This is a genomic window from Streptomyces sp. NPDC003023 (assembly GCF_042888225.1).
In the GTDB taxonomy this organism is placed as follows: Bacteria; Actinomycetota; Actinomycetes; order Streptomycetales; family Streptomycetaceae; genus Streptomyces.
The window spans coordinates 108,079-128,612 of the sequence record NZ_JBIAPL010000015.1; the positions used below are offsets into that span (position 1 = coordinate 108,079).

The 20,534-nt window shown below is 70.7% G+C and carries 21 protein-coding genes; 14 read left to right on the forward strand and 7 right to left on the reverse strand.

The window, feature by feature from the left end; all coding sequences use genetic code 11:
• Nucleotides 1-141 precede the first annotated feature (141 nt).
• A complete protein-coding gene (locus ACFYV1_RS32400; RefSeq protein ID WP_389399214.1) occupies nt 142-1,014 on the reverse strand; it encodes an NAD(P)H-binding protein in 873 nt (290 codons plus the stop codon).
• A 100-nt stretch (nt 1,015-1,114) separates the two neighbouring features.
• Between ACFYV1_RS32400 and ACFYV1_RS32405 the strand changes: the two genes are divergently transcribed.
• Nucleotides 1,115-1,252, forward strand: coding sequence for a hypothetical protein (locus tag ACFYV1_RS32405; RefSeq protein ID WP_389399215.1), 138 nt, complete (start codon nt 1,115-1,117; stop codon nt 1,250-1,252).
• Between the two features lie 56 nt (nt 1,253-1,308).
• Here the strand turns inward: ACFYV1_RS32405 and ACFYV1_RS32410 are convergent, their stop codons facing one another.
• On the reverse strand, nt 1,309-2,202 hold the full coding sequence (locus ACFYV1_RS32410) for an RNA polymerase sigma factor SigF (protein ID WP_389399216.1): 894 nt from the start codon (nt 2,200-2,202) through the stop codon (nt 1,309-1,311).
• A 317-nt stretch (nt 2,203-2,519) separates the two neighbouring features.
• Here ACFYV1_RS32410 and ACFYV1_RS32415 point away from each other — a divergent pair, with 317 nt between their 5' ends.
• From ACFYV1_RS32415 to ACFYV1_RS32440, 6 genes are all read left to right on the forward strand, one after another.
• Nucleotides 2,520-2,888 (forward strand): STAS domain-containing protein, encoded by a 369-nt coding sequence (locus ACFYV1_RS32415; RefSeq protein ID WP_389399275.1) that lies wholly within the window; start codon nt 2,520-2,522, stop codon nt 2,886-2,888.
• A 171-nt stretch (nt 2,889-3,059) separates the two neighbouring features.
• Nucleotides 3,060-3,572 (forward strand): ATP-binding protein, encoded by a 513-nt coding sequence (locus ACFYV1_RS32420; protein WP_389399217.1) that lies wholly within the window; start codon nt 3,060-3,062, stop codon nt 3,570-3,572.
• A gap of 131 nt (nt 3,573-3,703) precedes the next feature.
• Nucleotides 3,704-4,384, forward strand: a complete 681-nt coding sequence (locus tag ACFYV1_RS32425; protein WP_389399218.1) for a peptidase — start codon at nt 3,704-3,706, stop codon at nt 4,382-4,384.
• Between the two features lie 2 nt (nt 4,385-4,386).
• Nucleotides 4,387-5,148 (forward strand): hypothetical protein, encoded by a 762-nt coding sequence (locus ACFYV1_RS32430; RefSeq protein WP_389399219.1) that lies wholly within the window; start codon nt 4,387-4,389, stop codon nt 5,146-5,148.
• Between the two features lie 2 nt (nt 5,149-5,150).
• Nucleotides 5,151-6,266, forward strand: a complete 1,116-nt coding sequence (locus ACFYV1_RS32435) for a hypothetical protein (protein ID WP_389399220.1) — start codon at nt 5,151-5,153, stop codon at nt 6,264-6,266.
• A 14-nt stretch (nt 6,267-6,280) separates the two neighbouring features.
• Nucleotides 6,281-7,684: a hypothetical protein gene (locus tag ACFYV1_RS32440; protein ID WP_389399221.1), complete on the forward strand. Its 1,404-nt coding sequence runs from the start codon at nt 6,281-6,283 to the stop codon at nt 7,682-7,684.
• 63 nt (nt 7,685-7,747) lie between these two features.
• On the opposite strand, the gene ACFYV1_RS32445 is transcribed toward ACFYV1_RS32440, so the two are convergent.
• Nucleotides 7,748-9,253: a peptide MFS transporter gene (locus ACFYV1_RS32445; RefSeq protein WP_389399222.1), complete on the reverse strand. Its 1,506-nt coding sequence runs from the start codon at nt 9,251-9,253 to the stop codon at nt 7,748-7,750.
• A 484-nt stretch (nt 9,254-9,737) separates the two neighbouring features.
• Here ACFYV1_RS32445 and ACFYV1_RS32450 point away from each other — a divergent pair, with 484 nt between their 5' ends.
• Both ACFYV1_RS32450 and ACFYV1_RS32455 read left to right on the forward strand, forming a co-directional pair.
• The gene (locus tag ACFYV1_RS32450) at nt 9,738-10,415 is read left to right on the forward strand and encodes a response regulator transcription factor (RefSeq protein ID WP_389399223.1); all 678 of its coding nucleotides are present in this window, start codon (nt 9,738-9,740) and stop codon (nt 10,413-10,415) included.
• Nucleotides 10,416-10,428: 13 nt separating this feature from the next.
• Entirely contained in the window at nt 10,429-11,694 is a 1,266-nt protein-coding gene (locus ACFYV1_RS32455) for an ATP-binding protein (protein WP_389399224.1), read from the forward strand.
• 30 nt (nt 11,695-11,724) lie between these two features.
• Here ACFYV1_RS32455 and ACFYV1_RS32460 read toward each other — a convergent pair whose 3' ends face one another.
• Entirely contained in the window at nt 11,725-12,264 is a 540-nt protein-coding gene (locus ACFYV1_RS32460; RefSeq protein WP_389399225.1) for a GtrA family protein, read from the reverse strand.
• Between the two features lie 156 nt (nt 12,265-12,420).
• Between ACFYV1_RS32460 and ACFYV1_RS32465 the strand changes: the two genes are divergently transcribed.
• From ACFYV1_RS32465 to ACFYV1_RS32480, 4 genes are all read left to right on the forward strand, one after another.
• Nucleotides 12,421-13,614 carry a 5-(carboxyamino)imidazole ribonucleotide synthase gene (locus tag ACFYV1_RS32465; RefSeq protein WP_389399226.1) on the forward strand — a complete coding sequence of 398 codons (1,194 nt, stop codon included), beginning with the start codon at nt 12,421-12,423 and terminating at the stop codon, nt 13,612-13,614.
• Entirely contained in the window at nt 13,611-14,132 is a 522-nt protein-coding gene (gene purE, locus ACFYV1_RS32470; RefSeq protein ID WP_389399227.1) for a 5-(carboxyamino)imidazole ribonucleotide mutase, read from the forward strand. Before ACFYV1_RS32465 ends, purE begins: the two co-directional genes overlap by 4 nt.
• Before the next feature lie 40 nt (nt 14,133-14,172).
• Nucleotides 14,173-15,360, forward strand: coding sequence for a dipeptidase (locus tag ACFYV1_RS32475; protein WP_389399276.1), 1,188 nt, complete (start codon nt 14,173-14,175; stop codon nt 15,358-15,360).
• Nucleotides 15,361-15,481: 121 nt separating this feature from the next.
• On the forward strand, nt 15,482-16,621 hold the full coding sequence (locus ACFYV1_RS32480; protein WP_389399228.1) for a membrane dipeptidase: 1,140 nt from the start codon (nt 15,482-15,484) through the stop codon (nt 16,619-16,621).
• 16 nt (nt 16,622-16,637) lie between these two features.
• Here ACFYV1_RS32480 and ACFYV1_RS32485 read toward each other — a convergent pair whose 3' ends face one another.
• Complete coding sequence (locus tag ACFYV1_RS32485) at nt 16,638-17,000, reverse strand: VOC family protein (RefSeq protein WP_389399229.1); 363 nt, start codon at nt 16,998-17,000, stop codon at nt 16,638-16,640.
• An 88-nt stretch (nt 17,001-17,088) separates the two neighbouring features.
• Nucleotides 17,089-18,432 (reverse strand): UDP-glucose dehydrogenase family protein, encoded by a 1,344-nt coding sequence (locus tag ACFYV1_RS32490; RefSeq protein WP_389399230.1) that lies wholly within the window; start codon nt 18,430-18,432, stop codon nt 17,089-17,091.
• A gap of 175 nt (nt 18,433-18,607) precedes the next feature.
• Here ACFYV1_RS32490 and ACFYV1_RS32495 point away from each other — a divergent pair, with 175 nt between their 5' ends.
• The gene (locus ACFYV1_RS32495) at nt 18,608-19,765 is read left to right on the forward strand and encodes an acyl-CoA dehydrogenase (protein ID WP_389399231.1); all 1,158 of its coding nucleotides are present in this window, start codon (nt 18,608-18,610) and stop codon (nt 19,763-19,765) included.
• A 75-nt stretch (nt 19,766-19,840) separates the two neighbouring features.
• Here ACFYV1_RS32495 and ACFYV1_RS32500 read toward each other — a convergent pair.
• A partial coding sequence (locus tag ACFYV1_RS32500; RefSeq protein WP_389399232.1) for an ALF repeat-containing protein occupies nt 19,841-20,534 on the reverse strand: 694 nt, incomplete at its 5' end.

Below are 20,534 nucleotides of genomic sequence, written 5' to 3' on the forward strand. Positions count from 1 at the left end.
GCCGGTCGTTCGGAGGGTGGCGAGTGGTGGTCGGCCGGTGGTCGGCGAGTGGTGGTCGGCGAGTGGTGGTCGGCCGGTGGTCGGCCGGCGCGGCGGCCGGACCGTGAGCGGACACCGCCCGCCGGCAACGCCCCGCCCGGCCTACGGCAGCAGGTGGCGCCAGCCGGCCGGGTGGGCGGCGAGGTAGTCGCGCAGGCCCTGGGCCGGGTGGCCGGTCAGACGGGGGACGGCGTCGGACACGGTGGCCATCTCGCCGACCGCGATGGCCTCGTACGAGCTGACCCAGCCCGTCACCTCCCACTCCTGCGCGCCGTACCCGGCCCGTGAGGCGTACGCCTCGTCGCGGGACTCCAGGTGGTAGCGCACGGTGCGCCCGGTGACCTCGCCGAGCGTCTCCGCGGCCTCCGTCAGCGTGAACGCGACCGGGCCGGTGAGGTCGTACACGACCCGGTCGTGGCTGCGGGTGCCGTCCAGCAGCACCGTGGCCGCCGAGTCGGCGATGTCGTCGTGGGCGACGGCGGCGACCCGCCCCTGCCCGGCCGGGCCGCGCAGCACACCGTCCTTGCCCGTCATGGCGGGAATCGCGCTCAGGTAGAAGTTGTCCCGCAGGAAGGTGTGCCGTACCCCGCAGGAGCGGATGTACTGCTCGGTGTGCCAGTGGTCGCGGGCGAACGTGAACGTCGCGTCAGGCGCGGCGCCCGTGAACGACACGTACACGATCCGCTCGACGCCGGCCGCGACCGCCGCGTCCACGGCCGTGCAGTGGTCCTTCTCCCGGCCCGGCGCCTCGTGCGCGGAGACCAGGAAGAGCGTCTCCGCGCCCTCCAGGGCCCGCCGCATCGCCTCGCCGTCGCCGTACTCGGCGGGGCGGGCGGGTACCGCGCCCGGCAGTTCCGGCAGTCGTGTCGGGTCGCGGCCGATCAGCCGGGTCGCGGTGCCCGCATCGGAGAGACGGCGCGCCACCCGGCCGCCGACGCGGCCGCTCGCTCCGGTGACTGCGATGACTGGGGGCATGACGTTGTCCTCTCCTGCGGGCGGCCGGTGCCGGGCCGGGTCCGCCCAAGTCTCGTCAATCGCTCCGGGTTCGCCGCCCGCGACATGCGACAGTGGCCGCATGCGAACCATCGGCCTGCTCGGCGGCATGAGCTGGGAGTCCAGCGTCGATGCTCCCGTCGTCCGCCGGCAGCGGGGGCCTGCACGGGCCCTGGGGCGGGACCGCCCGGTCAACGACGGGGAAGGGCCCACTCCTTGACGGAATGGGCCCTTACAGGTCCGCTGCGGCAGACCCCCGCGGCAGGGGGAGCCGGGTCACTCCTCGAGCGTCAGGCCCTTGCGGAGCCTGCGCAGCGTCCGGGACAGCAACCGGGACACGTGCATCTGCGAGATGCCGAGTTCTTCGCCGATCTCCGACTGCGTCATGTTGGCGACGAACCGGAGCGAGAGGATCTGGCGGTCCCGCGGCGGAAGGCTCGCGATCATCGGCTTGAGCGATTCGACGTACTCGATGCCCTCGAGCCCGTGGTCCTCGTAGCCGATCCGGTTGGCGAGGGCGCCCTCGCTGTCGTCGTCCTCCGGCTGGGCGTCCAGCGAGCTGGCGGTGTACGCGTTGCTCGCCGCCATGCCTTCGACGACCTCGTCCCTGCCGATCTCGAGACGCCGGGCGAGCTCGTCGACGGTGGGTGCGCGGTCCAGCTGCTGGGACAGCTCGTCGCCGGCCTTCGCGAGGTCCAGCCTGAGCTCCTGCAGCCGGCGCGGCACCCGCACCGACCAACTGGTGTCGCGGAAGAAGCGCTTGATCTCGCCGATGATGGTCGGCATCGCGAAGGTGGGGAACTCGACACCGCGGCTGAGTTCGAAGCGGTCGATCGCCTTGATCAGACCGATCGTGCCGACCTGGACTATGTCCTCCATCGGTTCGCTGCGGGTGCGGAACCGGGAGGCGGCGAACTTGACCAGCGCGAGGTTCAGCTCGACAAGGGTGTTGCGGACGTACGCGTACTCGTGCGTGCCCTCCTCGAGGGACGCGAGGCGCGAGAAGAGCGTCTTGGACAGCTCTCGGGCGTCGAGCGCTCCCACCTCGCCGAAGGGCGGGATCTCCGGCAGGCCCTCGAGGCCCTGAGGGGCCGCGGCCTGTTCGTCGGTGGGGGTGGACGTTGTCGACGGCGCGTGGGGGGTACGCGGTTCGTCGAGCCGGGGTGACATGGTCTCCTCCATCGTTCTCGGCATATGGCTGCCGAAGCCCATACATGCTGCTGCGGTGAGCGGCGCCTCCAAAGCCGGCCGTGTTGGTTGTGTCCCTACTAGCCCTACCGGGTCGGCCAGGTCGATCGCAAGTGGCATATGCGACAGGTGTCCGTATTGTCGGTTAGTTCGGCTACCGGAGTGCGCGGGGAGGGCGTAGGGTTCGACGGGCTCAGTGCCGCCTGTGCGCGGTGGCTGATGTGATGTACGGCACGGTGGACGACGCAGTGGACGATGCAGTGAACGACGCAGTGAACGACACGGCGAAAAGGGACGGCATGGACCGCGAGACGGTCGGCAGCGTAAATCGGGGCCGCCTTCAGGTCGAGGTTCGGACCGAGGGCCGCAGCGAAATCGTGAAACCGGTGGGTGAGCTGGATCACCACACCGCCGAATTGCTGCGTGCGCCCTTGGAGGAGGCGATCGAGCAGGGTCGCGTACGCCTGGTCGTCGACTGCTCGCAGCTCGAGTTCTGCGATTCCACCGGACTCAATGTTCTGCTCGGCGCCAGGCTGAAGGCCGAGGCCGACGGGGGAGGGGTTCACTTGGCCGGGATGCTGCCTGTGGTGGCCAGGGTCTTCGAGATCACCGGGGCCGAGGCGGTCTTCACCGTCCATGACTCTCTCGAGGACGCCCTCGTCCACTGAAGTGCCCCCTGTTGCCCGCATCACGCGGGCCGGGTCGATCGTGTGGGTGTTGTCACGATTCGGTCGGGCAGGAGTACCCCCGCAGAACGTTGAACGCCCAGCACTCTGCGTATTGAGACCAATGAGAACTGGCGAACTGGTGATTCGGTGAATCGGTGAGGTGAAGCGCTGATGAGCACCACCCGGCAGCAGCAGCCGGGCGACCTCGGCCCTGAGCCGGGTGGCGCCGGCGCGGCACCGGCCGTACCCGCCCCCGGGGCCACGGGTGCCCCTGGCGGCTCCGTGCGCAGGCTTGCCCTGGGCGCGGCCAGCGGCATTGTTCCCCTTGCCCGCGACTTCACGAGGCAGGCCCTCCACGACTGGGGCTGGCTGCCCGCGGCGACAGCCGACCGGAGGGCTGCCGCGGAGGACGTCCTTCTCGTGGTCTCCGAGCTGGTCACCAATGCCTGCCTGCACGCGGAGGGTCCGGAGGAACTGCGCGTCGGCTGCGACGGCAAGGTGCTGCGCCTGGAGGTCGCCGACCGCGGCACCGGCCAACCGGCGCCGCGCACCCCCCACCGCGCCGGGCGGCCCGGCGGGCACGGCATGTTCATCGTCCAGCGGCTCTGCATGGACTGGGGGGTCGTCAGGACCCCGGGCTCGCCGGGCAAGACGGTGTGGGCGGAGCTGTCCGCCCCGGCCTGAGCGATTCCGGAACCTCTTTGTGGAGCACGTCGATACGGCGTGCTCTTTGTCTTCCCTCCCCAAGGCCTCGGGCGTACCTTGAGCGCCCGATCTGATGTGTCGTCAGTTAAGTGCGGCCGAGGGGATCCGACGTGTCGTACCAGAAACGAACAGCTCTCGCGCTGGCAGCAGCGGTAGTGGCCCCGGCGGCCTTGATGACCGCCGCCCCCGCCGCGCACGCCACCGTCGTCGACGTCGACTACCGGTGCCAGACCCCGATCGGCCCGAAGGGCGCGGTCTCGCCGATCGACATCACCGCCGTGAAGAACGGCAGCGCCTACAAACTCACCATGTCCTTCAAGAAGGGCGTCTCCTCCAGCCCCGTCGAACTCGGCAAGGGCGCCATGAAGCCCAGCGCCGTCATCGAGCTGGGTGGCGCGGAGACGGGGAAGGTGCAGGTGTCCGGGCCGTCCAACGCGGCGGCCGTACCCGCGAACACGCCGATCAGGATCAGCGACCTGTCCGGCACCTACACCCCGAGGAAGAGCGGCAAGGTCACCTTCACGGCGGGCGTGCTGACCATCAAGGCGCTCGGCACGACCACGACCTGCACGCCGAACAACAGCCCGCGTCCCTCCCTCGAGCTCGACGCCACGGCGACGGGCGGCAGCACGGGGTCGCAGTCCGCGCCCGAACTCCCGAGGACCGGCCCGCTGGACTCGGCGATGGCGCTCGGCACGTTCGGTGGAACGGTTGTGCTGACCGGCGCGGCCGGTGTCCTCTGGCTGACCCGACGCGGCGCCGCGCGCGGCGGCGGCCGGACCGCGGGCTGACCGTGCGGGCCGCGCTCGCCCTCGTGCTCGCCGTGCTCGGCGCACCGGCCCCGGCCGCACCGCCGGAACCCGGCTGGGCGCTGGGTCGGGCCCAGGTGTATCTGGAAGGCGGCCCCGGCGCGGTGCTCGAGGACCGTGTCGCCGTGACGAATCCGGGGCCGGAGGCACTCACGGTGGACATGCGCACGCCACGCGCCCCGTCACCGTGGATCGCCCTCGCCGCCGACGAGGTGACGATCCCGGCCCGCACCCGGGCGGAGATCCCCTTCACGGTGACCGTCCCCACCGACACCCCGCCCGGCGAGCGGACGGCGACGATCACGGCGGCGGCCGGCGGCAGCGAGAAAGCGGTCCGCGTACGACTGCGTGTGAGCGGCCCCGAGGTCGCGGCCCTGACGGTCGAGGACGTGTCCATCTCCGACGGGTCCGTCCACTACACACTCGTCAACCGCGGCAACACCACCCTGTCGCCCCGCGTCTCCCTGCGCACCGACGGCCTCTTCGGCGCACCTGTCGCCCGCCCGGCCCGCGACCTCGATCGGCTCCCGCCGGCGCGACGGGTGTCGCTGACGGAGCGATGGGACCCGCCGGCGCTGGACCGCGTCGACTTCCGGCTGGACGTGACGGCGGCGGGCGGCGTCCGCACCGGGGCCACGGTGACCAGGACGTTCGTGCCCTGGCCCGCCGTACTGCCACTGCTCCTGCTTCTGCTCCTGCCCGTCCCTCTGTGGCTCCGCCGCCGCGCCGAGAAGACAGGAGGCTGACAATGCCGGGCCCCTTCCCCCGTCTTCTCTCCGCCGTCCCCGGCCTGCGTGCGGCCGGGCGGGCGCGGGCAGGCGCCACCGGGCCGCGGCAGAGGGGACCGCGCCGCGCGTCGGCCGTCGTCGTCGCCGTCCTGTTCGTCCTCTCCGCTGCCGCTGCCGCTGCCGCTGCCGCTCCCCCTGCCCCTGCCGCACTCGCGCTCGCTGCCGCACCTGCCCCGCCCGGCCCCGACGTGCGTCTCTCCGCTCCGCAGGCCGGCAAAGGCGGCGACCTCACCGTCACTGGCACCGGCTGGCGGCCCGGCACCCTGCTCATGCTGCTCGTCTGCGGCCGGGCCACCCCCGTCGACGGTGTCATCGGGGGCACCAACTCCTGCGCGAACGCGGACGGCCGCGCCGTCACCACCGACTCCGAGGGCTCCTTCAGCAAGAAGCTGCCGGTCGCGGAGCCGCCCGTACCGTGCCCCTGCGTCGTGCACGTCGCCACCGTCACGGGCGAACAGCAGGTAGTCGACGCCGAGTTCGCCGTCGCGGGCCACCCCGTCGCACCGCTGCCCGAGCAGACCGGCGGCGGCAGACTGGCCGTGCTCTCCACGACACGGCTCGAAGGCGGATCGGGCCTCCTCGTGATCTTCGGCGCACCTCCCTCGCGCACCCTGGAGTTCACCGTCGGCAACCTCGGGACCGGCCCCGTGAAGGATCCGGTCTTCCAGATCGGCACGGCCCACGGCGTGTTCGCCCCGCAGTGGGAGGAGCAGCAGTGGCGCGGCACGATCAAACCCGGAGGCAAGGCACGGATCACGCTGCCCGTGCAGCTCTCGGCCGGTGCGCACGGGGACTACTCGGTCTCGTTGAAGTACGGCAGCAAGGTGCTCGCCGAGCAGCCGTGGGGCGTTCCGTGGCCCTGGGGCGTGACGGCCTTCTGGATCCTGTTGGCTCTGGTCGTACCGGCCGCCCTGTTCCGGATCGGGATGGCCGTCGTCGACCGGCTCCGGCCCCCCGGGCCACGCCACGCCCTCCGCGCGCCCGGGGGGAAACCCGTGGCGGCACCCCCAGCGGCACCCCAAGACCCTGACTCCGCACCGTCAGAGAACCGGCCCACGACGAAGGGACATTCGTGAGTACGCAACGGAGGATGAGCGCGGCCGGAGTCGCGCTGATGCTCGGCGGCGCGGGGATCCTGCTGGCGGCGAGCCCCGCCCAGGCCGCCGAGGTCTCGTACGCGACGGAATGCGTTCCGCCGCCCATCTCCGGCCTTCCGCCCGTGCAGGGGACCACCAAGGTGCAGATCACCGCCCCCGCGGAGGCGAAGGTCGGCGACAAGGTCGAGGTGGTCTGGAAGACCGTGGAGGCGGCGTCGAAGAACCCGGACATCCTCGACCTGGAAAAGGACACGGTGAAACCGACCGGCACGATCACGCTGGGCGGCGCCGCGAGCGGCGAGCTGAAGATGGAGGGTCCGCGGCAGAACCCGCCGATCCCGAAGAACAGCCCGATGGTGCTGCCCGACATGAAAGGCACCCTGACACTGGAGAAGGCCGGCGAGGTCACGCTGACGCCGGGCGCCTATGACATCAACGTCTCGAAGCCGATCTCGACGGACACCAAGTGCTCGCCGAAGGAAGCGGTCCGGGTCGGCGCGACGATCAAGGTGACGGACGGCGGAGGCGGCACTTCCGGCGGCACCACCTCGGGAGGCACCACCTCCGGCGGTACGACGTCGGGCGGCACCACCTCGGGCGGCACCACCTCCGGCGGAACCACCTCCGGCGGAACCACCTCCGGCGGAACCTCGTCGGGCGGCACCACTTCCGGCGGCGACGGCGGAACAACGTCCTCCGGTGGCACCTCCGGCGGCACCTCCGGCGGTGGCGACCCGGCCCCCGGCCCCACCGACTTCGAGGGCAAGGAGGTCGAGGTCGCGTACTCCTGCAAGACACCCATCGGCGACAAGAACGCGGTCTCCCCGGTGAAGATCAACGCCGTCAGGAACGGGGGGAGCTACGACCTCACCGTGAAGTTCTCCAAGTCCGTCATGGACAGCCCCGCCGACATCCCGGCCGACTCGGTCAAGCCGTCCATGGAGGTCGCGCTCGGCGGCGCGGACAAGGGCTTCGTCCACGTCGAGGGCCCCAGCAACAAGGAACCCATCAAGTCCGGAGAGCCCATCGAGATCCCCGACCTGACGGGTACGTACAAGCCCGGCGCCACCGGCAAGGCGACACTCAGCCCAGGCGTACTGACCGTCAAGGCCCTCGGTACGACCACCACGTGCACGCCGCCCGCCGACGTCAAGGTCTCGCTGGAGCTCGACACCTCGGCCCAGCCCGGCGGCGCCTCCGGGGGCACGTCCACGTCCGGAGGGTCGAGCGGAACGGCGGGCACCTCCGGCAGCGGCACCAGCGGCGGCCTCGCCCAGACCGGCGCCGAGGACGCCGGCGCGCTGCGCGCCCTCGCCCTCGTCGCCGGCACGGTGATCCTGCTCGGCGGCGCGGTGTTCACGTTCACTCCGTGGCAGCGTCTGCGCGGGCTGCGCTGAGAACGGCGACGGGCCGCCGCACCGGTTCAGGTGCGGCGGCCCGTTCGCAGGGCTCGACTCGTGTCAGCGCACGTCGCCCATGAGAGCGCGGATCTTCCGTCCGGCCATCATGAACGTGAGGCCCGCGGCGATCGCGATGACCGCCCACATCGAGTAGTACGCGGCGTCGCCCAGCGGCTTGTTGAGCTTCGTGGTCCAGCCGTTGAGGGCGTTGCCCGTGGCGGTGGCCAGGAACCACAGACCCATGATCTGGCCGACGAACTGCTTCGGCGCCAGCTTGGTCGACAGGGACAGGCCCACCGGGGACAGGCACATCTCACCGATGGTCTGGGCGAGGTAGACGCTCAGCAGCCAGAAGACGGTGACCTTGCCGGAGTCGCTGCCCGCGGCCGCGGCGCCCGCCAGACCCATGATCGCGAAGGAGCCGCCGATGAGGAGCATCGCGAGCGCGAACTTCATCGGGGTGCTGGGCTCGCGGTTGCGCTTGGCCAGCTTGACCCACAGCGTGGCGAAGATGGGCGCCAGCACGATGACCATGGCCGGGTTCACCGACTGGTACCACGATGCCGGGAACTCCCAGCCGCCGATCATGCGGTCGGTCTTGTTGTCCGCGAACAGCGTCAGCAGCGAACCGGACTGGTCGTAGATCATCCAGAACAGGACGGCGGTGGCGAAGAACCACATGAACGCCTGGATCTTCGGCTTGTCCTGGGCGGTCAGCGCCGGGTTGCGGTACATCGTCACGAAGTAGACGACGGGCACCACGATGCCGAGGACCGCGAGCATGTTCACGATGTGCTCGATGTCGTACGTGCCGAGCGCGATGTCGAGCACCAGCGCGGCCACGGCCAGGCCGGACCACAGCAGAACCTTGCGCAGGACGGTGCGCTTCTCCTCCGGCGTCGCCGGGGTGCCCGGCTCCTTGCCGATGTCGCCGAGGTGGCGGCCGCCGAGGACGTACTGCACGACGGCCAGGGTCATGCCGATACCGGCGACGGCGAAGCCGAGGTGCCAGTTGACGTGCTCACCGAGGTAGCCGACGAGCAGCGGGGCGACCATGCCGCCGATGTTGATCGCCATGTAGAAGAGGGTGAAACCGGCGTCGCGACGGGCGCCGGACTGACCCTCGTACAGGCCGCCGACCATGGCCGAGATGTTCGGCTTCAGCAGACCGGTACCGGCCGCGATGAGGGTGAGACCCGCGAAGAACGCGGTGTCCGAGGGCAGAGCCAGCGTGAAGTGGCCCAGGGCGATGACGATGCCGCCGACCAGAACGGCCTTGCGGGCACCCCACAGACGGTCCGCGACCCAGCCGCCGGGCATGGCGGCCATGTAGACGACGGCGTTGTAGACGCCGTAGATGGATACCGCCAGAGCCTCGCGCTCCTCGAGCCGGCCGTCGAGGACTTCCGCGACCAGATAGAGGACGAGGATGGCGCGCATTCCGTACCAGGAGAAACGCTCCCACATCTCCGTCATGAAGAGAGTGGCCATACCGCGGGGGTGGCCGAAGAAGGTCTTCTCGCTGCCAGGCGTACTGGCGGAGTCCTTCGTCAGGCTGGACGCCATGGTCGATCCTTGCTTGCTCGGGACGCGGCGCTTCGTGAGCGGTACGCGCCCGGTGGGGGGAGGCCGGCACCGGTACGGAGACGGTCCACCCCACGCCGTCGGGGTTCCTCCGCGGGCGGAGGCTGGGAACGGTCCGTACCGGGATCCACGCCCCGGGCACTGAGTCGCACCCGGAGCCCGGCCAACAGGTCATTGACTGCGTCAGGTCGGACTCGAAACGGGAGGAACGGTACCGGTTCCGACCTTCGTACAGAAAAGAGACCCTTGGCGCGTGGAGCAGCCAAAGGTCCCCCAGTCGTACTACGGGCGTCTAGCCACCATACGACACGACAGTGCGGCATATGGAAGGACTTGAGACATGGATCACAGGTGAACCGGGAACCGCCTGCCCATAATCGAAGGTCCTAATCAGGATCGCATCCCACAGCCGCAGGTCTTGTCGATCACGCCCCGGCGGCCGGTCCGCGCGGACTACCATCACGACATGACCCGTGTACTGCTCGCCGAGGACGACGCATCCATCTCGGAACCGCTGGCCCGCGCCCTGCGCCGGGAGGGATACGAGGTCGAGGTACGCGAGGACGGTCCGACCGCGCTCGACGCGGGACTCACCGGCGGCGTGGATCTCGTCGTGCTGGATCTCGGGCTGCCCGGCATGGACGGCCTCGAGGTCGCCCGCCGACTGCGCGCGGAGGGCCACGCCATCCCCATCCTGGTGCTCACCGCACGCGCCGACGAGGTGGACACCGTCGTCGGCCTGGACGCGGGCGCCGACGACTACGTCACCAAGCCCTTCCGGCTCGCCGAACTGCTCGCCCGTGTCCGGGCACTGCTGCGGCGCGGCGCCACCGAGCCCGTCGCCGCGCCCGCCACCCACGGCGTCAGGATCGACGTCGAGTCGCACCGCGCCTGGATGGGCGACGAGGAACTGCAGCTGACGGCCAAGGAATTCGACCTCCTGCGGGTCCTGGTCCGGGACGCCGGACGGGTCGTCACCCGCGACCAGCTGATGCGCGAGGTCTGGGACACCACCTGGTGGTCGTCCACCAAGACCCTCGACATGCACATCTCCTGGCTGCGCAAGAAGCTCGGCGACGACGCCGCGAACCCCCGCTACATCGCCACCGTGCGCGGCGTCGGCTTCCGCTTCGAGAAGTCCTGATACTCAAGGCACCATGCGCCGCCGTCTGATCACCTCCACGCTCGCCGTCGTACTCGTCGTCATCGCCGTCTTCGGCGTCTCGCTCGTGCTGGTCGAGACGCGCACCATCAGCAGCAGCGCCCAGGAGAGCGTGGACTCCGACGCGCTGCGGCTCGTCAGCATCGTCGAGAGCCGGCTGGTGGGCGGCGAGCCGGTCAATCCGGACATCCTCGCGGAGCAGGGCGACATCACCCGCTACGCACTGATCCGCATTCCGGGCCGGGGCACCATCGAGATCGGCGAGCCGCCCTCGGGCAACGTCATCCGCGGCACCGCCGTGGGCGAGCGGAACAGCACGGTCACCGTGGAGGAGTCCCGCTCGTCGGTGTACGAGGAGGTCGGCAGGTCTCTGCTGATCATCGCCGCGGTCGCGCTGCTCGCCGTCGTGGCTGCCGTACTGCTCGCCGTGCGCCAGGCCCATCGGCTCGGCTCGCCCCTCACCGATCTCGCGGAGACCGCGGAACGCCTCGGGTCCGGCGATCCCCGGCCACGTCACCGCCGTTACGGCGTGCCGGAGCTGGACCGGGTCGCCGACGTGCTCGACGCCAGCGCGGAGCGGATCGCCCGGATGCTCACCGCCGAGCGGCGGCTCGCCGCGGACGCGTCGCACCAGCTCCGTACGCCGCTGACCGCGCTGTCCATGCGGCTCGAGGAGATCACCGTCACCGACGACCTGGAGACCGTGAAGGAGGAGGCGAGCATCGCCCTCACCCAGGTCGAGCGGCTCACCGACGTGGTCCAGCGACTGCTGACGAACTCCCGCGACCCGCGTACCGGCTCCGCCGTCGTCTTCGACCTGGACGAGATCGTCAAGCAGCAGCTCGAGGAGTGGCGTCCCGTCTACCGGAGCACCGGCCGGGCCATCGTCTGCTCGGGCCGTCAGGGCATGCAGGCCGTCGGCACGCCCGGCGCGGTGGCCCAGGTGCTCGCGGCACTGATCGAGAACTCCCTCATGCACGGCGGGGGAACCGTCGCCGTGCGCACCAGGGTCACCGGCAACCAGGCGGTGGTGGAGGTGACCGACGAGGGGCCCGGCGTGCCCGGCGACCTCGGCGCGCGGATCTTCGAACGGACCATCAGCGGCCGCAACTCCACGGGCATCGGCCTCGCGGTCGCCCGCGACCTCGCGGAGGCGGACGGCGGGCGGCTGGAACTGCTCCAGCAGCATCCGCCGGTGTTCGCGCTCTTCCTCAGCCGGATGGCGAAGAAGCGCAAGGACGAGAAGCCGACGGTCAGATAGCGCGGAGCGCGTTCGTCCCGGCCCGGCGGGTCAGGGGGCGACGCGGTCCCGCGCCGGCTCCGACCGCGTGCGGCGGCGCTGCTCGACGAGGGACTCGGCGGCCTTGGATCCGGGTGTCCGCGCGGTCTCCCGGGCGGGCAGGGCCCGGAACACCCAGGTGCGGTACGACCAGAAGCGGAACAGCGTGGCGACGCCGATGCCGAGGAACTTGAAGACGTTGCTCTGCAGCGGGGTGTCCCATCCGAAGCCGTACGTCGCCGCGTAGAGGACACCGTTCTCGATCACCAGGCCGACGGCGCTGAACAGCAGGAACAGGGTCAGCTCGCGGGTGCGGCCGCTCTTGTCGCGGTCGCGGTAGGCGAAGTAGCGGAAGCCCACGTAGTTGAAGGCGATCGCGACGACCGTCGCCAGGACCGACGCCCGGACGACCGGGATCTCGGTCACCTGTCGTACGAGGTTGAACACCGCGAGATTGACGAGCAGCCCCGCCCCGCCCACCGCGCCGAACTTGGCCACCTCCCGGATGAGCTGGTGCAGCCGCCCCCGCAGCCTTCCGCCTCGTTCACTCATAGGGAGAGTCCAGCCTCATCGGATCGGCATGTCGGGCATGTGTCGTCACCGTCACTGTAACCAGCGACCTCCCGTGGTGCCTGTGGGCCCTGAGGATGATGTTGTGCCCGAGGGTCGTACTCGCGGCCGCTCCCGCATACCACGCGCCGGTCGCATTTGTGTGAATCTACGGAAGTCGGGGCCCGTCGGCTGGGCGGATACCCTAGGAGAGTGACGTTCCCGGTAGTCGGCATGGTCGGCGGCGGTCAGCTCGCCCGCATGACCCATGAGGCGGGTATCCCCCTCGGCCTGAAGTTCAAGCTCCTCAGTGACACCCATCAGGACTCTGCGGCCCAGGTGGTGAGCGATGTCGTCGTCGGCGACTACCGCGACCTGGACACGCTCCTCGAGTTCGCGCGCGGCTGTGACGTGATCACCTTCGACCACGAGCATGTGCCCTACGAGCACCTGCGCGCCCTGGAGGCGCGGGGTGTGAGCGTCCGGCCCGGTCCGGACGCCCTGGTGCACGCCCAGAACAAGGGGGTGATGCGCGCCAGGCTCACGGAGATCGGTGTCCCCTGCCCACGCCACCGTGTCGTGGCCGACCCGGCCGACGTGACGGCGTTCGCCGAGGAGGGCGAGGGCTACCCCGTCATCCTCAAGACGGTGCAGGGCGGCTACGACGGCAAGGGCGTCTGGTTCGTCCGCGGCGAGGACGACGCCGCGGCACCCTTCAAGGCGGGTGTCCCGGTCCTCGCGGAGGAGAAGGTCGACTTCCGCCGCGAGCTCGCCGCGAACATCGTCCGCTCCCCGCACGGCCAGGCAGTGGCCTACCCGGTCGTCGAGTCGCAGCAGGTCGACGGTGTGTGCGACACCGTGATCGCACCCGCGCCCGACCTCGACCCCGAGCTGGCCGGTCAGGCGCAGGAGCTCGCGCTGCGCATCGCCAAGGAACTCGACGTCGTCGGCCATCTCGCCGTCGAACTCTTCGAGACGACCGACGGCCGCATCCTCGTCAACGAACTCGCCATGCGCCCCCACAACTCCGGCCACTGGACCCAGGACGGCGCGATCACCTCGCAGTTCGCCAACCATGTCCGGGCCGTACTGGACCTGCCGCTGGGCGACCCCCGCCCCCGCGCCAAGTGGACGGTCATGTGCAATGTGCTGGGCGGTGACTACCCGGACATGTATGCGGCCTACCTGCACTGCATGGCCCGGGACCCACAGCTCAAGATCCATATGTATGGCAAGGACGTGAAGCCCGGCCGCAAGGTGGGGCACGTCAACACATACGGCGACGACCTGGCCGACGTGCTCGAGCGCGCCCGCCATGCCGCCGGCTATCTGCGAGGAACGATCACCGAATGAGTCCTGTCGTTGGCATCGTCATGGGTTCCGACTCCGACTGGCCCGTCATGGAGGCGGCCGCACAGGCCCTTGACGAATTCGAGATCCCGTACGAGGTCGACGTCGTCTCCGCGCACCGTATGGCGCGCGAGATGATCGCGTACGGCGAGGAGGCGGCCGGCCGCGGCCTCAAGGCGATCATCGCCGGCGCCGGGGGAGCGGCCCACCTGCCGGGCATGCTCGCCTCGGTCACCCCGCTCCCGGTCATCGGCGTCCCCGTCCCCCTGAAGTACCTCGACGGCATGGACTCGCTGCTCTCCATCGTGCAGATGCCCGCCGGCGTCCCTGTCGCCACCGTCTCGGTCGGCGGCGCGCGCAACGCCGGACTGCTGGCCGCCCGCATCCTCGCCACGCAGGATGCCGAGCTGCTCGCCCGCATGAAGGACTTCCAGCAGGAGCTGAACGACCAGGCCACCGAGAAGGGCAAGCGACTGCGCGCCAAGGTCGCGGGCGCGGACTCCTTCGGCTTCGGGAAGTAGCCGGCCGGGAACCGGGAAGTAACAGCGCATGGACACCCCCATGGATCTCCTCGGACGGGCCCGCGAGCTGCTCGCCGCCCACCCCGTCGTCGACGGCCACAACGACCTGCCCTGGGCGCTGCGACAGCACGTCCGCTACGACCTCGACCGCATGGACATCGCGGCCGACCAGAAGGGCAGGCTGCACACCGACATCCCGCGGCTGCGCGGCGGCGGGGTCGGCGCGCAGTTCTGGTCCGTCTACGTCCGCAGCGACATGGCAGGCGACACGGCGGTCAGTGCCACGCTGGAGCAGATCGACATCGTCGACCAGCTCCTCGAGCGCTACCCCGCGGACCTGGCGCGCGCCCTGAGCGCGGAGGACATGGAGATCGCCCGCGACGAGGGCAGGATCGCCTCGCTCATGGGCGCGGAGGGCGGTCACTCCATCAACAACTCGCTCGCCACCCTGCGCGCCCTGTACGCGCTCGGCGTGCGTTACATGACGCTCACGCACAACGACAACATCGCCTGGGCGGACTCCGCGACCGACGGGCCCGGCGTCGGCGGCCTCTCCGCCTTCGGCCACGAGGTCGTCCGTGAGATGAACCGCATCGGCATGCTCGTCGATCTCTCGCACGTCGCGGAGACGACCATGCGTCACGCGCTCGCCACCTCCGTCGCGCCGGTGATCTTCTCGCACTCCTCGTCCCGCGCGGTCTGCGACCACCCGCGCAACATCCCCGACGAGGTACTGGCCCTGCTGCCCGCCAACGGCGGCGTGGCCATGGCGACGTTCGTCCCCAAGTTCATCCTCCCGGCAGCGGTCGACTGGACCCGCGCCGCGGACGAGAACATGCGCGCCCACGGTCTGCACCACCTGGACACCACCGACCGGGCGATGAAGATCCACGAGGCGTTCGAGGCGTCCAACCCGCGGCCGGTCGCGACCGCGGCCACGGTCGCGGACCACCTCGACCACATGCGCGAGGTCGCCGGCATCGACCACATCGGCATCGGCGGCGACTTCGACGGGACGGCCTTCACACCGGCCGGCCTGGAGGACGTCGCGGGCTACCCGAACCTGATCGCGGAGCTGCTGCGCCGCGGCTGGTCGGACACCGACCTGGCCAAGCTGACCTGGCAGAACGCGGTCCGTGCCCTGAGGTCCGCCGAGGACGTGGCCGCCGACCTGCAGACCACCCGCGGCCCGTCGAACGTGACGATCGACGTGCTCGACGCGGTCTGATCCGCGCCAGGGGTACGCGGCTCCCTGCCGCGTACCCCGAACGCGCCACTCGCCGCGACCCCTTGCCGCTCCCGTGCCACGGTTGGCGTAACGGCACACGCCGGCGAACCCGGAGCGGCACATGGCAGATCTGCAGGACGCCTCGTCCCTGACCACGGTCGGTCTCGACGGTCTCGACGACCTCGACGACCTCGATGCTCTGAACGACCTGGACGCGCTCGACGCTGCGGCGGCCGCGCCGCCCGATCCGAACGAGCAGGCCACCGATACCGCTCCCGCTCCCGCTCCTGGCGAACCGCTGAAGCGAGCCGGGGAACTCCTGCGCGGCCACCCGCTGATCGACGGGTACAGCGGTCTCGCCCCGACGCTCCAGAGCATGCACTGGTACGACCTCGAAGCCGGCGAGAGCCTGCTGGAGACCGACGTCCCGCGGCTGCGCCGCGGCGGCGTCGGAGCCCAGTTCTGGTCCCTGCGGGGACCGGACGACAGCGCGGGTGCCCCCTCGCTCGCCGCCACGCTGGAACTGATCGACCTGGTACGTGCCACGGTGGCCGACTGCGACGAGGGCCTGCGGCTCGCGTTCAGCACCGACGACGTCGTGGACGCCCGGAACTGCGGCCGGGTCGCCGCGCTCCTCGGCCCGATGGCGGGCCCGGCGCTCGGCGACTCGCTCGCCGCACTGCGCGCCGTGTACACGCTCGGGGTGCGCAGTGTGACCCTCGCGGGCACGCGCTGGACGCAAGGCAGCGGCCTCACCCCCTTCGGCCACGAGATGGTCCGCGAGATGAACCGGCTCGGTGTTCTCGTCGATCTCTCCGGCTGCTCGCCCGACACCATGCGCCGCACACTCGCGATCACCAGGGCGCCGGTGGTCCTCTCCCACCAGTCGGAGCCCGTCCCGGACGATGTGCTGCGCGCGCTGCGCGCCAATCACGGCGTCTGCATGGTGATGTGCACGGCCGGGTCGCTCACGGAGACCGCCGACCGGCTGGACCGGGTGCGCGAGATCGCCGGGCCGGAGTCCGTCGCACTCAGCGGTGCGTACGACACGGGCGCGGTGCACGAGGCCGGGCTGAAGGACGTCTCCTGCGTACGGGGGCTGATCGCCGAGCTCCTGGAGCGGGGCTGGCCGGACTCCGACGTCACGGCCATGACCTGGTCGAACGTGACCCGGGCGCTGCGCGACACCGAGTTCGTCGCCCGCGCGGCCCAGCCTCGCCGAGCGCCCTCGCGGGCGGTGATCGGCGCGCTGGACCTCTGAACAGCGGTTCCCGTCGTCAGCCGGCGCAGAGGCAGAACGGATGCCCGGCCGGGTCGGCGTACACGCGGAACGAACGCTTGCGGTCCTCGGCGTCCAGCACGGTGGCGCCGAGCGCCAGCACCTTCGACTCGGCGTCGTCCATGTCGTCGACCGTGACGTCCAGATGGAACTGCTGTGACTTCTCGGCAGAGGGCCAACTCGGCGGCACGAACCCCGGTGCCGCCTGGAACGCGAGAGTCACCCCGTCGGCTCCTTCGAGGTCCACCCACCCGTCGCCGTCGTCCTTGACCGTCCCGCCGACGAGTTCGGCGTAGAAGCGGGCGAGGGCGACGGGATCGGGACAGTCCAGCACGACGGCTCCGAGCTTGGCGATGCTCATGCTTCCTCCTCGGTAGTTACCGGTATTCGCAGTCAACCGGTACCCCTTGCCCCCGGCGGGGTTTCGGGAAAGGGCGGGGTGGGGGGAACTACGCCCGCGGACGGCCCATCGCCCGGTACGTCCATCCCGCGCCCCGCCACGCCCCGGAGTCCAGCGCGTTGCGCCCGTCCAGGATGATCGGCGACGCCACCGCCTCCTTCAGCTCCGCCGGGTCCAGCTCGCGGAACTCGCGCCACTCCGTCAGGTGCAGCACCACGTCCGCGCCCCGTACCGCCTCCAGCGCCGTGTCCGCGTAGCCGAGCGTCGGGAACAGGCGGCGTGCGTTCTGCATGCCCTTCGGGTCGTAGACCGTGACCTGGCCGCCCTGGAGGTGGATCTGTCCGGCCACGTTCAGCGCCGGCGAGTCCCGCACGTCGTCCGAGTCCGGCTTGAACGTCGCGCCGAGTACCGCGACGCGCTTGCCCAGGAACGAACCCCCGCCGACGGCTTCCCGCGCCAGCTCCACCATGTGCCCACGGCGGCGCATGTTGATCGAGTCGACCTCGCGCAGGAAGGTCAGGGCCTGGTCCGCACCGAGTTCACCGGCGCGCGCCATGAACGCGCGGATGTCCTTCGGCAGGCATCCGCCGCCGAATCCGACGCCGGCCCGCAGGAACTTCTTCCCGATCCGCTCGTCGTGGCCGATCGCCTCGGCCAGCTTCACCACGTCGCCGCCGGCGGCCTCGCACACCTCGGCCATCGCGTTGATGAACGAGATCTTGGTCGCCAGGAACGAGTTCGCGGCGGTCTTCACCAGCTCAGCGGTCGGGAAGTCCGTCACGACGAACGGCGAACCCTCGCCGACCGGCGTCGCGTAGACCTCCCGCAGCAGCTTCTCCGCGCGCCCGCTCTGTACGCCCACCACGATCCGGTCGGGATGCAGGGTGTCGTCGACCGCGAAGCCCTCGCGCAGGAACTCCGGGTTCCAGGCCAGCTCCACGTCCGGGCCCGCCGGGGCCGTCTCCGCCAGCATCCGGCCGAGCCGTTCCGCCGAGCCGACCGGCACGGTCGACTTGCCGACGACCAGCGCGGGGCGCTCGAGGTGCGGCGCGAGCGAGGCGAAGGCGGCGTCGACATACGTCATGTCACACGCGTACTCGCCGTGCTTCTGCGGCGTGTTCACGCACACGAAGTGGACGTCGCCGAAGGCGCCCGCCTCCTCGTACGAGGTGGTGAAGCGCAGCCTGCCGCTGGAGCCCTCGAGCCCGGCGACGTGCCGCCGCAGCAGCTCCTCCAGGCCGGGCTCGTACATCGGGACCCTGCCCGCCGCCAGCATCTCGATCTTCTCGGGGACCACGTCGAGCCCCAGCACCTCGAAGCCCAGCTCCGCCATGGCCGCGGCGTGCGTGGCGCCGAGGTATCCGGTGCCGATCACGGTGATCTTGAGGGCCATCGGTGCTCCAGTACTGATGCGAGGCAGGTGCGCGCCCGAGCATATCCGGGCCGTCGTGGGGGAGGGTTCGCTGTGCGGCGGGAGGCTGTCGCCAAACTCACGTATGCCCGTCACGGGGCGGCCGTCTAAAATCGACGTACTTAACGGTAGTTAACAAATTGGGGAGTGAGAGACGTTGGCGGGAACCGCTGATTTCGACCTGTACCGCCCGGCCGAGGAGCACGACATGCTCCGCGAGACCGTCCGCTCTCTCGCCGAGGCGAAGATCCTCCCGTTCGCGGCCGCGGTCGACGAGGAGGCCCGCTTCCCGCAGGAGGCCCTCGACGCTCTGGTCTCCTCCGACCTGCACGCGGTGCACGTCCCGGAGACGTACGGCGGCGCCGGTGCCGACGCGCTCGCCACGGTCATCGTGATCGAGGAGGTGGCCCGCGTCTGCGCCTCGTCCTCCCTGATCCCGGCCGTGAACAAGCTCGGCTCGCTCCCCGTGCTCCTCTCCGGCTCCGAGGAGCTGAAGCAGAAGTACATGTCGCCCCTCGCCAAGGGCGACGCGATGTTCTCGTACTGCCTCTCCGAGCCGGACGCCGGCTCGGACGCCGCCGGCATGAAGACGAAGGCCGTGCGCGACGGTGACTTCTACGTCCTCAACGGCGTGAAGCGCTGGATCACCAACGCCGGCGTCTCCGAGTACTACACGGTCATGGCCGTCACCGACCCTTCGATGCGCTCGAAGGGCATCAGCGCCTTCGTCGTCGAGAAGTCCGACGAGGGTGTCTCCTTCGGCGCCCCGGAGAAGAAGCTCGGCATCAAGGGCTCGCCGACCCGCGAGGTCTACCTCGACAACGTCCGCATCCCCGCCGACCGCATGATCGGCGCGGAGGGCACCGGCTTCGCCACCGCGATGAAGACCCTGGACCACACCCGCATCACCATCGCGGCCCAGGCCCTCGGCATCGCCCAGGGCGCCCTCGACTACGCCAAGGGCTATGTCCAGGAGCGCAAGCAGTTCGGCAAGCCGATCGCCGACTTCCAGGGTGTCCAGTTCATGCTCGCGGACATGGCCATGAAGATCGAGGCCGCCCGCCAGCTCACCTACGCGGCCGCGGCGAAGTCGGAGCGTGGCGACGCCGACCTGACCTTCCAGGGCGCGGCGGCCAAGTGCTTCGCCTCGGACGTGGCCATGGAGGTCACCACGGACGCGGTCCAGCTGCTCGGCGGCTACGGCTACACCCGTGACTACCCGGTCGAGCGCATGATGCGCGACGCCAAGATCACCCAGATCTACGAGGGCACCAACCAGGTCCAGCGCATCGTCATGGCGCGCAACCTGCCGTAGGACACGCTCCGCCGCACACGACGAACGCCCCCGCCGGAACCGGCGGGGGCGTTCGCCGTCTGCGGCGGGGAGGGCTCAGCCCTCGTCGCCCGCGCGGCGCCTGCGTGCGGCGAGCAGCAGAGCCGCACCGGCGACCACCGCCGCGGACGCGCCGCCGGCGGCCAGGGCGATGTCGGAGTCGGCGCCGGTGGCAGCCAGGGTGCGGCTGCTGCCGTTCGCGGTCACGTTCCCGTTGCCGGTGGTGGTGGAGGACGAGGTGGAGGCGGGGGTCCCCGTCGTACCGGTCGTCCCCGTCGTACCAGTCGTGCCGTCGGAGGGCTTCGAGCCGGTGTCCTCGCCCTCCTCCTCACCCTTGTCGTCGTCGCCCTTGTCGCCCTCGGCGGCCTCTTCCGCGGCCTTGTCCTTCGCACGGGCCTCGTGCTGCCCGGTTTCGAGGAAGGTGATGCGGTCCTCGGGGGTGCCGTTCAGCGCGGCGAGGCCGGCCTTCCGCACCTCGGGGCCGCCGGCGCTGATGATCTGAGCGATGAGGACGCGATTGTCCTCGTCCCTGGCGGTGTGCTGCCCGGTTTCGAGGAAGGTGACGCGGTCGGCGGGGGTGCCTTCGAGTGCTGCGACGGCCGCCTTGTAGAGAGCGGGTCCGGCGCCGTTGAGGAGTCGGACGATCTCGACCTTGTTGTCCTCGTCCCTGGCGGTGTGCTGCCCGGTTTCGAGGAAGGTGACGCGGTCGGCGGGGGTGCCTTCGAGTGCTGCGACGGCCGCCTTGTAGAGA

Excerpts from the sequence above, each read along its gene's own strand:
- ACFYV1_RS32420 (WP_389399217.1), top strand. The coding sequence starts at position 3,060 with ATGAGCACCACCCGGCAGCAGCAGCCGGGCGACCTCGGCCCTGAGCCG.
- ACFYV1_RS32490 (WP_389399230.1), bottom strand. The coding sequence starts at position 18,432 with ATGGCCCTCAAGATCACCGTGATCGGCACCGGATACCTCGGCGCCACG.
- ACFYV1_RS32410 (WP_389399216.1), bottom strand. The coding sequence starts at position 2,202 with ATGTCACCCCGGCTCGACGAACCGCGTACCCCCCACGCGCCGTCGACA.
- ACFYV1_RS32405 (WP_389399215.1), top strand. The coding sequence starts at position 1,115 with ATGCGAACCATCGGCCTGCTCGGCGGCATGAGCTGGGAGTCCAGCGTC.
- purE (WP_389399227.1), top strand. The coding sequence starts at position 13,611 with ATGAGTCCTGTCGTTGGCATCGTCATGGGTTCCGACTCCGACTGGCCC.
- ACFYV1_RS32400 (WP_389399214.1), bottom strand. The coding sequence starts at position 1,014 with ATGCCCCCAGTCATCGCAGTCACCGGAGCGAGCGGCCGCGTCGGCGGC.
- ACFYV1_RS32435 (WP_389399220.1), top strand. The coding sequence starts at position 5,151 with ATGCCGGGCCCCTTCCCCCGTCTTCTCTCCGCCGTCCCCGGCCTGCGT.
- ACFYV1_RS32485 (WP_389399229.1), bottom strand. The coding sequence starts at position 17,000 with ATGAGCATCGCCAAGCTCGGAGCCGTCGTGCTGGACTGTCCCGATCCC.
- ACFYV1_RS32445 (WP_389399222.1), bottom strand. The coding sequence starts at position 9,253 with ATGGCGTCCAGCCTGACGAAGGACTCCGCCAGTACGCCTGGCAGCGAG.
- ACFYV1_RS32460 (WP_389399225.1), bottom strand. The coding sequence starts at position 12,264 with ATGAGTGAACGAGGCGGAAGGCTGCGGGGGCGGCTGCACCAGCTCATC.
- ACFYV1_RS32455 (WP_389399224.1), top strand. The coding sequence starts at position 10,429 with ATGCGCCGCCGTCTGATCACCTCCACGCTCGCCGTCGTACTCGTCGTC.
- ACFYV1_RS32475 (WP_389399276.1), top strand. The coding sequence starts at position 14,173 with ATGGATCTCCTCGGACGGGCCCGCGAGCTGCTCGCCGCCCACCCCGTC.
- ACFYV1_RS32450 (WP_389399223.1), top strand. The coding sequence starts at position 9,738 with ATGACCCGTGTACTGCTCGCCGAGGACGACGCATCCATCTCGGAACCG.
- ACFYV1_RS32440 (WP_389399221.1), top strand. The coding sequence starts at position 6,281 with ATGAGCGCGGCCGGAGTCGCGCTGATGCTCGGCGGCGCGGGGATCCTG.
- ACFYV1_RS32480 (WP_389399228.1), top strand. The coding sequence starts at position 15,482 with ATGGCAGATCTGCAGGACGCCTCGTCCCTGACCACGGTCGGTCTCGAC.
- ACFYV1_RS32415 (WP_389399275.1), top strand. The coding sequence starts at position 2,520 with ATGGACCGCGAGACGGTCGGCAGCGTAAATCGGGGCCGCCTTCAGGTC.